At 54.0% G+C, this 10754-nt stretch carries 13 protein-coding genes; 8 read left to right on the top strand and 5 right to left on the bottom strand.

Annotated features, from left to right (window positions below):
* Both K5E19_RS09925 and trxC read right to left on the bottom strand, forming a co-directional pair.
* Positions 1 to 425: tRNA-uridine aminocarboxypropyltransferase (locus K5E19_RS09925; protein ID WP_221551059.1), on the bottom strand; the 425-nt coding region annotated here is incomplete at its 3' end.
* 69 nt (positions 426 to 494) lie between these two features.
* Complete coding sequence (gene trxC / locus K5E19_RS09920) at positions 495 to 914, bottom strand: thioredoxin TrxC (protein WP_089598419.1); 420 nt, start codon at positions 912 to 914, stop codon at positions 495 to 497.
* Positions 915 to 1118: 204 nt separating this feature from the next.
* Here trxC and K5E19_RS09915 point away from each other — a divergent pair, with 204 nt between their 5' ends.
* Positions 1119 to 2249 carry a tRNA/rRNA methyltransferase gene (locus K5E19_RS09915; protein ID WP_023308857.1) on the top strand — a complete coding sequence of 377 codons (1131 nt, stop codon included), beginning with the start codon at positions 1119 to 1121 and terminating at the stop codon, positions 2247 to 2249.
* A 40-nt stretch (positions 2250 to 2289) separates the two neighbouring features.
* On the opposite strand, the gene ung is transcribed toward K5E19_RS09915, so the two are convergent.
* Positions 2290 to 2979 (bottom strand): uracil-DNA glycosylase, encoded by a 690-nt coding sequence (ung, locus tag K5E19_RS09910; RefSeq protein ID WP_023333064.1) that lies wholly within the window; start codon positions 2977 to 2979, stop codon positions 2290 to 2292.
* 312 nt (positions 2980 to 3291) lie between these two features.
* On the opposite strand from ung, the gene grcA reads away from it, so the two are divergent.
* Positions 3292 to 3675, top strand: a complete 384-nt coding sequence (grcA, locus tag K5E19_RS09905; protein ID WP_008502190.1) for an autonomous glycyl radical cofactor GrcA — start codon at positions 3292 to 3294, stop codon at positions 3673 to 3675.
* A 53-nt stretch (positions 3676 to 3728) separates the two neighbouring features.
* On the opposite strand, the gene srmB is transcribed toward grcA, so the two are convergent.
* Positions 3729 to 5057 carry an ATP-dependent RNA helicase SrmB gene (gene srmB, locus K5E19_RS09900; RefSeq protein ID WP_214593652.1) on the bottom strand — a complete coding sequence of 443 codons (1329 nt, stop codon included), beginning with the start codon at positions 5055 to 5057 and terminating at the stop codon, positions 3729 to 3731.
* A gap of 132 nt (positions 5058 to 5189) precedes the next feature.
* On the opposite strand from srmB, the gene trmN reads away from it, so the two are divergent.
* Positions 5190 to 5927, top strand: a complete 738-nt coding sequence (gene trmN, locus K5E19_RS09895; RefSeq protein ID WP_221551058.1) for a tRNA(1)(Val) (adenine(37)-N(6))-methyltransferase TrmN — start codon at positions 5190 to 5192, stop codon at positions 5925 to 5927.
* On the opposite strand, the gene nadB is transcribed toward trmN, so the two are convergent.
* The gene (nadB, locus tag K5E19_RS09890) at positions 5912 to 7531 is read right to left on the bottom strand and encodes an L-aspartate oxidase (RefSeq protein WP_221551057.1); all 1620 of its coding nucleotides are present in this window, start codon (positions 7529 to 7531) and stop codon (positions 5912 to 5914) included. The two genes, trmN and nadB, sit on opposite strands and share 16 nt — an antisense overlap.
* A gap of 363 nt (positions 7532 to 7894) precedes the next feature.
* Between nadB and rseD the strand changes: the two genes are divergently transcribed.
* From rseD to rseC, 5 genes are read left to right on the top strand one after another with little or no spacing between them, the layout of a single operon-like run.
* Positions 7895 to 7960 carry a rpoE leader peptide RseD gene (rseD, locus tag K5E19_RS24235; protein ID WP_226348011.1) on the top strand — a complete coding sequence of 22 codons (66 nt, stop codon included), beginning with the start codon at positions 7895 to 7897 and terminating at the stop codon, positions 7958 to 7960.
* On the top strand, positions 7957 to 8532 hold the full coding sequence (gene rpoE, locus K5E19_RS09880) for an RNA polymerase sigma factor RpoE (RefSeq protein WP_059312568.1): 576 nt from the start codon (positions 7957 to 7959) through the stop codon (positions 8530 to 8532). Before rseD ends, rpoE begins: the two co-directional genes overlap by 4 nt.
* Before the next feature lie 31 nt (positions 8533 to 8563).
* Positions 8564 to 9214: an anti-sigma-E factor RseA gene (gene rseA / locus K5E19_RS09875; protein WP_221551056.1), complete on the top strand. Its 651-nt coding sequence runs from the start codon at positions 8564 to 8566 to the stop codon at positions 9212 to 9214.
* On the top strand, positions 9214 to 10167 hold the full coding sequence (gene rseB / locus K5E19_RS09870) for a sigma-E factor regulatory protein RseB (protein ID WP_010434078.1): 954 nt from the start codon (positions 9214 to 9216) through the stop codon (positions 10165 to 10167). The genes rseA and rseB overlap by 1 nt, the downstream gene beginning before the upstream one ends.
* Positions 10164 to 10640, top strand: coding sequence for a SoxR-reducing system protein RseC (rseC, locus tag K5E19_RS09865; RefSeq protein ID WP_126546406.1), 477 nt, complete (start codon positions 10164 to 10166; stop codon positions 10638 to 10640). Before rseB ends, rseC begins: the two co-directional genes overlap by 4 nt.
* Positions 10641 to 10754: the final 114 nt, after the last annotated feature.

Genomic DNA, 10754 nt, shown 5'->3' with positions numbered 1-10754 from the left:
TCGGTCCAGGTGCCATCCAGCATAATAAACAGCGGCGGTTTACCGGATGGCGGCGCAGAAAGAACCTGACGCTGTTCTCCCGCGTAGGACGCCGGGAAAACCACCATGGGCTGATAGTCGGGGTTTGTGACTAAATCGAGCAGTGCCTGAGGGGGTTCTGTACGAGACCATTGAAACGCGGCGGTATTCGGTAAAATATCGGCGATAAGACGCCCCGTATTGCTGGGCTTCATCGGCTCGGTATCGAACATGACGAGACAAAAACGGCTTTCTGCCGTACTCGGGGTAAGCGTCTCGCAGAGGCAAACCTTCAGCGGTAGCAGGCAGCGCTGACAGCGGCGGATACGGTTGCCGCGGGCAAGGAACGGGCGCGTGGCGCGCGCAAGGCGTTCGGCGCGTAATTTAAGGACAGCGTTATCATTCATGGGCGAAATGCAGGAAAAACCCTATTTTCGCAGAGGCGAGAACGGGGCACAAGATGCGCCCCGCGATTGTTACAGCGACTCGTTTAGCCAGCTTTCAAACGGCGCTTTTGGAACCGCGCCGTTGAGCATATCGATCACTTCGCCATTTTTGAAAATCATAATGGTCGGGATGCTGCGAATACGAAAACGTGCGCTCAGTTCGCGCTCGGCTTCGGTGTTCACCTTAACGAAACGCATTTTTCCACTACGCTCTTCGGCCACATCTTCGAAGATCGGCGCAAAGCTGCGGCAGGGGCCGCACCACGGTGCCCAGAAATCGACCACCACAGGAAGATCGTCCTTGAGGAGTTTGTCCAGCGTAGCACCCGTCGCGTTAATGACATCGCCATCAAACAATTCATGGCCACAACGTCCGCATTTCGCACCATCTTCCATCCGATCGTCCGGAATGCGATTAAGAGCCTGACAGTTGGCACATACGGTATTCATAACTAACCTCTGATAGAGCCGTGGGACAGCGGCAGAACGCCGATAATGTTTCTAATATGTTACATATTATCAATGAGCCTGTTTGAAACAACAATGCGTTTTATTCAATGAGAACAATAGTCACAGGCTTTTGTACGAAATTATGGCTATGCGCTGGCACATCAGGTAATCTGCGCGCTTCGCGCAGCGCTGGTGGAGAAAAGCATGAACGACGAAATGAAAAACAAAAGCGGCAAGGTCAAAGTGATGTATGTCCGCAGTGATGATGACTCTGATAAACGCACCCAAAATCCGCGTACCGGAAAAGGTGGCGGGCGTCCGGCGTCTTCTCGTGCAGACGGTGGCCGTCGCCCCGCCCGCGATGACAGAAATAACCGCGGTGATGACCGCAAACGTGACGATCGCAAACGCGATGACCGTCCGCGTTCTGACCGCCCACGTAGTGACCGTCCACGCGACGATCGTCCGCGTGATGACTTCTCACGTGATAATGCCTCCCCGTGGCGCACCGTTTCTCGCGCCCCTGGCGATGAGACGCCGGAAAAAGCCGATCACGGCGGTATCAGCGGTAAGAGCTTTATCGATCCGGAAGTGCTGCGCCGCCAGCGTGCGGAAGAGACCCGCGTGTATGGCGAGAATGCCTGTCAGGCCCTGTTCCAGAGTCGTCCTGAGTGTATCGTTCGCGCCTGGTTTATCCAGAGCGTGACTCCGCGCTTCAAAGAAGCGCTGCGCTGGATGGCCGCGAACCGCAAAGCCTACCACGTGGTGGATGATGCCGAGCTGACCAAAGCGTCCGGTACTGAACACCACGGCGGCGTCTGCTTCCTGATCAAAAAACGTAACGGCACCACCGTGCAGCAGTGGGTCAGCCAGGCGGATGCCGATGACTGCGTGCTGGCGCTGGAAGATGTGGGTAACCCACACAACCTGGGCGCAATGATGCGCAGCTGCGCGCACTTTGGCGTGAAAGGCGTGCTGTTGCAGGATGCCGCGCTGCTGGAATCCGGCGCCGCGATCCGTACTGCGGAAGGCGGAGCCGAGCACGTACAGCCGATCACCGGCGACAGCGTTCTGGACGCCCTTGAGCAGTTCCGTAAAGCGGGTTATTCCATTGTGACCACTTCAAGCCATGCCGGTACGCCGCTGTTTAAAGCGACGCTGCCGCGCAAAATGGTGCTGGTATTAGGTCAGGAACGCGATGGTCTGTCTGATGCTGCGCTCTCCAGTGCGGATCTGAGCGTCTCGATCGACGGAACAGGCAATGTGGAAAGCCTGAACGTATCCGTAGCGACCGGCGTACTGCTGGCCGAGTGGTGGCGTCAGAACAAGGCATAAGCCTCTTAATGTGCCGGGCCTGACCCGGCACATTCAAATCTTACTCGCTCTCTGCCGGTAACACAGGCATCCAGTCAATTGGCGTTTCGCCACGTTTTTCCAGCCATTCATTCGCCAGAACAAAATGATTACTGCCAAAGAAACCGCGATGAGCAGACAGCGGTGACGGGTGCGGTGCTTTCAACACGTGATGACGCTGACGGTCAATAATCGCCCCTTTCTTCTGCGCGTGAGATCCCCAGAGTAAAAACACCACCCCTTCGCGATGCTCGTTGATCAGGCTGATGACTTTATCAGTAAAGGTCTCCCACCCAAGGCTGGCGTGCGAGTGCGCCTGGCCCGCCCGTACGGTAAGCACCGTATTCAGTAACAGCACGCCCTGGCGCGCCCAGCTTTCCAGGTAGCCGTGGTTTGGCCGGGTAAAACCGGGCACGGTTCCCTCAAGCTCTTTATACATGTTGAGCAAAGAAGGGGGGATAGCCACGCCCGGACGGACGGAAAACGCCAGCCCATGCGCCTGCCCAGGGCCGTGATAGGGATCCTGGCCCAAAATAACCACTTTCACATCGCTCAGTTCGGTATAGCGAAAGGCGTTGAACACATCTTTCTGCGGCGGGTAAATCGTCTGTCCGGACTGACGCTCAGCGGCAACGGTGCTGAGCGTATTGATAAAATAAGGCTGCTGCTTTTCTTCTGCCAGCACGTCATGCCAGGTTAAAGGTGTTGTCATCTCGCTCTCCTGCGAATCTCAATCTGTGACTAGCTTACCTGTTTAACCCCGGTGAGCAAAATTACACGCTGAAAAGAGCGCTAAGTGGCTAAATTTATTTTGAAAAGATGCAGGGCAAGTTGAATTGGTAAGGGCGTGAAATTGATCTAAAACAATAAATTCAAACCACACTCTTTATGTGGTTGGTGTTTTTGTTGATTTAAATCAATAAATCACTGGGGTGTGAATGATATATATACACACAAGAAACAATGGTTTTACCAATTGGCCGCGAAGGCCGACATCAGTTAATGTAGCCTAGGGAGGCAACACATGATTACAGGTATCCAGATTACTAAAGCTGCAAATGACGATCTGCTCAATTCTTTCTGGCTGCTGGACAGTGAGAAAAACGAAGCGCGCTGTGTCGTAGCGAAAGCGGGTTTTGCAGAGGACGAAATCGTTCCGGTGAGCAAGCTGGGCGAGATCGAATACCGTGAAATCCCAATGGAAGTAAAACCAGAAGTGCGCGTTGAAGGTGGTCAGCACCTGAACGTTAACGTGCTGCGTCGCGAAACGCTGATGGATGCCGTTGAGCACCCTGAAAAATACCCACAGCTGACCATTCGTGTTTCTGGCTATGCGGTACGCTTCAATTCTCTGACCCCAGAACAGCAGCGCGACGTTATCGCGCGTACCTTTACTGAAAGCCTGTAAGGTTTCAGCCACGGGGGTGGAATAAAAAAGCCGGGAAATTTCCCGGCTTTTTTTTACTCTTCAGTTTTCGTTTCTGGCGCAGCAGCGCTTGGCTTACGACGTTTACCAATATTTTTGGTGTCACGGTGGCGCTGTTTAACGCGCGGCTTCTCTTTTTCTTTCTCTTTTCTCTCAGCACGTTTTGCGAGTGCTTTCTTGGACGGTTTACCCGTCATCTTTTCACTCGGCGCACGGGTGGTCGGGCGGAGTTCGTCAATAACGCGTGCTTTCAGCGGCTCATCAACATAGCGGCCAATTTTCTGCAGCAGCAGGTAGTCATGCGCTTCAACCAGTGAAATCGCAATCCCTTTGCGGCCCGCGCGCCCGGTACGGCCAATACGGTGCAGGTAGGTATCTCCACTGCGCGGCATATCGAAGTTAATAACGTGGCTCACGTCAGGGATGTCGATCCCGCGTGCGGCAACGTCAGTCGCAACCAGCACGTTAACGCGACCGTCGGTCAGGCGTTTGATGCCTTCGGTACGCTTGATCTGCGCCATCTCGCCTTCAAGATAGCAGTTGTTGATCCCGGCGTTACGCAGCATTTCAGCCAGCTCGTGCACGCGCTCGCGCTTACGCACAAACACGATGGTGCGCAGAGCATCTTCCTGCTTCAGCAGGTGTTTCAGCAATTCTACTTTGTGCTCGAGGTTGTCCGCGCGGTAGTACCACTGGTGGATCTTCTTACGCTCACGGGTGGACGGCGTCGCCGAGACTTCCACCGGATCTTCCAGCAGACGCTCTGCGAAGTCTTTGATCGCTTCCCCTTCGAGGGTGGCAGAAAACAGCATCGTCTGGTTACGCCAGCGCGTTTCCCCGGCAATGTGCTCGATATCCTGCGCGAAGCCCATGTCCAGCATACGGTCGGCTTCGTCGAGGATCAGCGTTTCAACCGCGCGGCAGTCGAAGTTCTCTTCTTTAATGTACTGCAGCAGGCGACCGGTCGTCGCAACGACGATGTCCTGGTTTTCGCTGAACACTTCGGCGTGGTTCATATACGCAACGCCGCCGGTGATGGTGGCGATATCCAGATGAGTATTTGCCGCGAGTTCACGCGCGTGATCGGCAACCTGCATTGCCAGTTCGCGCGTAGGCGTCAGAATTAAAATTCGCGGTGGGCCTGATTTTTTACGTGGGAAATCGAGCAGGTGCTGCAAGACAGGCAGCAAGTAGGCTGCTGTTTTCCCCGTGCCGGTTGGCGCAGAACCGAGCACATCGCGGCCCTCAAGCGCTGGCGGAATGGCCGCGGCCTGAATGGCGGTCGGGCGTGTAAAGCCTTTGCTCTCAAGTGCATTGAGCAGGCTTTCATCGAGTTCAAGTTCGGAAAAAGTCGTTACAGTCATGTTCTACCTCTGTGTGGGGCGCTGATTATAGACGTTACGGCTGTAATCTTCATCTGTTTGTATGGATATCGCTTTTCGACCACTTCGCTTTCCCCTATGCTACTCCAGTTTCACTTAGAAGGTTGCCCTGACATGTCTCAACTCAAAGCGCAGTTGCGCCGCGATGGTTTTACGTTTAAGCAGTTTTTTGTGGCGCACGATCGCTGTGCGATGAAAGTCGGTACAGACGGTATTTTACTGGGTGCCTGGGCGCCTGTCGCAGGTGTTAAGCGTATTCTTGATATCGGTACCGGCAGCGGGCTGGTGGCGTTGATGCTGGCGCAGCGTACGGAAGAACATGTCACCATTGATGCCGTCGAACTGGATGCGCAGGCCGCAGGGCAAGCGAGTGAAAATGCTGCGGAATCTCCCTGGGCGGCACGCCTTTCCGTTGAGTGTGCGGATGTCCTTGTCTGGGCGCCTGAGCAAACGTCACGTTACGATCTCATTGTCAGTAACCCTCCTTACTACGAACCCGGCGTGGAGTGCGGTACGCCCGAGCGCGAACGGGCTCGTTATACCGGTTCACTCGATCATAAGGCGCTGTTAACCAGTGCGGCTGAGCTGATCTCTGAAGAGGGTTTTTTCTGCGTAGTACTGCCAGAAAGCACCGGCAATAACTTTATCGAGATTGCACGGCAGATCGGCTGGAAACTGCGTTTACGCACCGACATTTCGGACACCGAAGGGCGTTTGCCGCATCGTGTATTGCTGGCGCTCTCACCGAAAGAAGGGGAGTGTTTCAACGACAGAATGGTCATCCGTGGGCCAGACCAGCGTTATTCCGAAGATTACACTGCTCTGACCCAGGCGTTCTATCTGTTTATGTGAACGTGAGGAGACAAGACCGATGGGCCGGACGTTTCCAGCTGATCGGGATAGTCCAGGGTGTAATGCAGCCCGCGGCTCTCTTTACGCATCATTGCACAGCGAACGATAAGCTCCGCGACCTGCACCAGGTTGCGCAGTTCCAGCAGGTTATTAGAGACGCGGAAGTTGGCGTAATACTCATCAATCTCCTGCTGTAGCATCGTGATGCGGCGTAGGGCGCGTTCAAGACGTTTTGTCGTCCGTACAATGCCAACGTAGTCCCACATAAACAGCCGCAGTTCGTGCCAGTTATGCTGAATAACAACCAGTTCGTCCGGGTTCTCGACGCGACTTTCATCCCAGGCCGGCAGACGCTCTGTTTCACGGGCATACGGCATACGGCTGGTAATATCCTCTGCTGCAGACCATCCGTATACCAGACACTCCAGCAGCGAGTTTGATGCCATGCGGTTCGCGCCGTGCAGGCCGGTATAACTCACTTCGCCAATGGCATAAAGCCCATCCACGTCGGTACGACCGTGATCGTCCACCATCACGCCACCACAGGTATAGTGGGCTGCAGGCACAATGGGCACCGGATCGCGGGTCAAATCGATGCCCAGGCCCAGCAGTTTTTCATAAATCATCGGGAAGTGCTGTCGAATGAACTCTGCTGGCTTATGGCTGATATCCAGATACATACAGTCCACACCAAGACGCTTCATTTCATGGTCGATTGCGCGAGCGACAATATCGCGCGGGGCCAGTTCGCCCCTGGCATCAAAGTCAGGCATAAAACGGGAGCCGTCAGGGCGCTTCAGGAAAGCGCCTTCTCCGCGCAGGGCTTCCGTCAGCAGGAAATTACGCGCCTGAGGATGGAACAGGGCTGTTGGATGGAACTGGTTGAACTCAAGGTTCGCCACGCGACAGCCTGCACGCCAGGCCATGGCTATTCCGTCCCCGGAGGCAATGTCCGGGTTTGTCGTGTACTGATACACCTTAGAGGCTCCGCCTGTCGCCAGCACGACCGCCTTTGCCCGGCAGGTTTCCACCTTCTCTTTATTACGATTCCACACCCAGGCACCGACGACGCGTCGCGTGCCCGGCAGACCAATTTTATCGGAGATAATCAGGTCAACCGCATTGCTACGCTCGAGGACGCGAATATTAGGATGGCTAAGCGCTTTACTGACCAGCGTGGTTTCAACCGCTTTTCCGGTCGCGTCTGCTGCATGAAGGATACGGCGATGGCTATGTCCGCCTTCACGGGTCAGGTGGTAGCTCTCTTCACCGTTAGGCTGGACGTGGGTATCAAACAGCACCCCCTGATCGATAAGCCACTGCACGCAGTGTCGGGCGTTGCTGGCGACAAACTCTGCGGCATGTTCATCTACAATCCCCGCCCCGGCAATGAGGGTGTCTTCAACGTGTGAGGCAATGCTGTCCGTCTCGTCAAATACGGCCGCAATCCCGCCTTGCGCATAGAAAGTTGAACCCTCGCTCATTGGGCCTTTACTCAAGACGATCACGTTCTGATGCTCAGCAAGGCGCAGCGCAAGGGAGAGACCAGCAGCACCGCTGCCGATGATCAATACATCACAATGAAGTTCTGGCGTTGTGTTCATGATGTTTGTTTAATTTACTAAACAGTGTTTGGTCAGAATAGCACCTGACTGAGAGGTTTCGCACGTTTTTTTTGTATGTTGTTATGGTGACTAAACGTAAAGGCAGAGCTAAACAAGAGGTAAATGAACGAAAATATTTTGCGAAGCAGATCGTTAGCTTCAGATTTTGTGGTGAAATAAAGCCGGTGTTGCGTTACTCTTCTGACGATAAAGTTGATGATTCTTGTCAGAAAGTGGGTGCGTATCGTGATCAGACTTATAATGAGAGAAAATGATCGGTCTGCGGCGCGATGAACAAAAACAAAAGCGTGACGGAACTTATTGAAGAATAGACGCTCTAAGCCAGTGCTTGCTCAAAGTACAATGCTGTTAGAGTGGCGTTTCGATAGCGCGTGGAATTTAGGTTTGGGGAGACATTACCTCGGATGAGCGAGCAGTTAACGGACCAGGTCCTGGTTGAACGGGTCCAAAAGGGAGATCAGAAAGCCTTTAACCTACTGGTGGTTCGCTACCAGCATAAGGTGGCGAGTCTGGTTTCTCGCTATGTACCATCGGGAGACGTTCCTGATGTCGTACAAGAGTCTTTTATTAAGGCCTATCGTGCGCTGGATTCATTCCGGGGAGATAGTGCTTTTTATACCTGGCTGTATCGCATTGCCGTGAATACAGCAAAGAATTATCTGGTCGCTCAGGGCCGTCGTCCACCTTCTACTGATGTGGACGCAATCGACGCCGAAAACTTCGAAAGTGGCGGCGCATTGAAAGAAATTTCGAACCCTGAGAACTTAATGTTGTCAGAAGAACTGAGACAAATCGTTTTTCGCACGATCGAGTCGCTCCCGGAAGATTTACGCATGGCAATTACGTTACGGGAGTTGGATGGCCTAAGCTATGAAGAGATAGCGGCTATCATGGATTGTCCGGTCGGCACGGTTCGTTCACGAATTTTCCGTGCGCGAGAAGCAATTGATAATAAAGTTCAACCGCTTATCAGGCGTTGACGATAGCGGGATACTGGAAAAGGTATTAGGCATGCAGAAAGAAAAACTTTCCGCTTTAATGGATGGTGAAACGCTGGATAGTGAGCTGCTCAATGAGCTGTCTCATTCTCCCGAAATGCAAGAGACCTGGGAGAGCTATCATCTCATCCGTGACACCCTACGTGGTGATACCGGCGAGGTTCTCCATTTCGATATCTCGGCCCGCGTCATGGCGGCCATCGAGAACGAGCCAGTACATCAGACCACTCCGCTGATTCCTGAAGCTCAGCCCGCGCCTCACCAGTGGCAGAAAATGCCGTTCTGGCAAAAGGTGCGTCCGTGGGCCAGCCAGCTTACCCAAATGGGTGTGGCTGCTTGCGTATCGCTTGCAGTTATCGTTGGCGTCCAGCACTATAACACTCAGTCTGAAGCCAATCAGCAGCCTGAAGCGCCAGTGTTTAATACACTGCCGATGATGGGCAAAGCCAGCCCGGTTAGCCTGGGCGTACCGGCAGATGCTTCCGCAAGCGGCGGTCAGCAACAGCAGGTTCAAGAGCAGCGCCGTCGCATCAATGCGATGTTGCAGGATTATGAGTTGCAGCGCCGTCTGCACTCCGAACAGCTTCAGTTTGAGCAGGCACAAACCCAGCAGGCTGCTGTGCAAGTGCCCGGAAACCAAACTTTAGGAACGCAATCGCAGTAATGAAGCAACTTTGGTTCGCCATGTCTCTGATGACAGGTAGCCTGTTCTTCTCTGCCAACGCCTCGGCTGATGTTTCATCCGGGGCGTTGTTGCAGCAAATGAATCTGGCCAGCCAGTCACTCAATTACGAGTTGGCATTTATCAGCATCAATAAGCAGGGCGTCGAATCCTTACGCTATCGCCACGCCCGTCTTGATAACCAGCCGCTCGCCCAACTTTTACAGATGGATGGCCCACGCCGGGAAGTGGTTCAGCGTGGCAACGAAATCAGCTACTTTGAACCTGGCCTGGAACCTTTCACTCTGAATGGCGACTACATCGTTGATTCCTTGCCATCGCTTATCTATACCGATTTCAAGCGTCTGGCGCCTTTCTACGATTTTATCGCGGTAGGTAAAACCCGCATTGCCGACAGACTCTGCGAGGTTATCCGCGTTGTCGCCAGAGACGGTACGCGCTACAGCTACATCGTCTGGATCGATGCTGAAACCAAGCTGCCTATGCGCGTTGACCTGCTCGACCGCGACGGTGAAACGCTGGAACAGTTCCGCGTCATCTCCTTCAGCGTGAATAATCAGGTGGGCAATAGCATGCAGAATCTGGCCAAAGCCAGCCTGCCACCGCTGCTTTCTGTTCCTGCCGGTGATTCTGTGAACTTCAACTGGGTTCCTTCCTGGATCCCGCAAGGATTTAGTGAAGTCTCCAGTAGCCGTCGCCAGTTGCCAACCATTGAAACACCGGTCGAATCGCGCCTTTATTCTGATGGCTTGTTTAGCTTCTCGGTGAACATCAACCGTGCGACGGCAAACAGTTCTGAACAAATGCTCCGTACCGGGCGCCGTACGGTGAGTACCACGGTACGAGATAACGCCGAGATCACCATCGTCGGTGAATTGCCGCCACAAACGGCGAAGCGCATTTCCGACAGCATTAAATTCAGGGCTGCGCAATGATTAAAGAGTGGGCTACGGTCGTATCGTGGCAGGATGGTGTTGCGCTGGTGAGCTGTGATGTAAAGGCATCATGCAACAGCTGCGCGTCCAGAGCGGGTTGCGGCAGTCGCGTGCTCAACAAGCTGGGGCCGCAGACATCGCATACGATCGCCGTTCCGAGCGAACAGCCGCTGGTGGCAGGGCAGAAGGTGGAACTGGGCATTGCAGAAGGCAGTCTGCTGACCTCCGCGATGCTGGTTTATCTCTCACCGCTGGTTGGTTTGTTTGCAATGGGCGGTATTTTCCAGATGTTGTTTGGCACCGATGTGGCTGCTATGTGTGGTGCTGCACTGGGTGGCGTAGGTGGATTCTGGCTTGCCAAAGGCCTGTCGCCAAAGCTTGCCGCACGGGAAGAGTGGCAACCTGTCATCCTCAATGTTGCGCTAGCGCCTGACCAGCTTCGTGTCGAGACGCTCTCTTCTGAGGCCCGGTGATCCACCGGGCTTTATCATTATTTACATCTCAAAAAAGAAAACGCCGTTTCTTCGCGCTATGCTTGGCTCTAAGTGCATTTCCAGGTTGCGGGGATGTAGTGTAGAATGCTGCGT

The sequence above is a fragment of the Enterobacter sp. RIT637 genome, assembly GCF_019718755.1.
Lineage (GTDB): Bacteria > Pseudomonadota > Gammaproteobacteria > Enterobacterales > Enterobacteriaceae > Enterobacter.
This window is presented reverse-complemented; position numbering and strand designations above follow the sequence as displayed.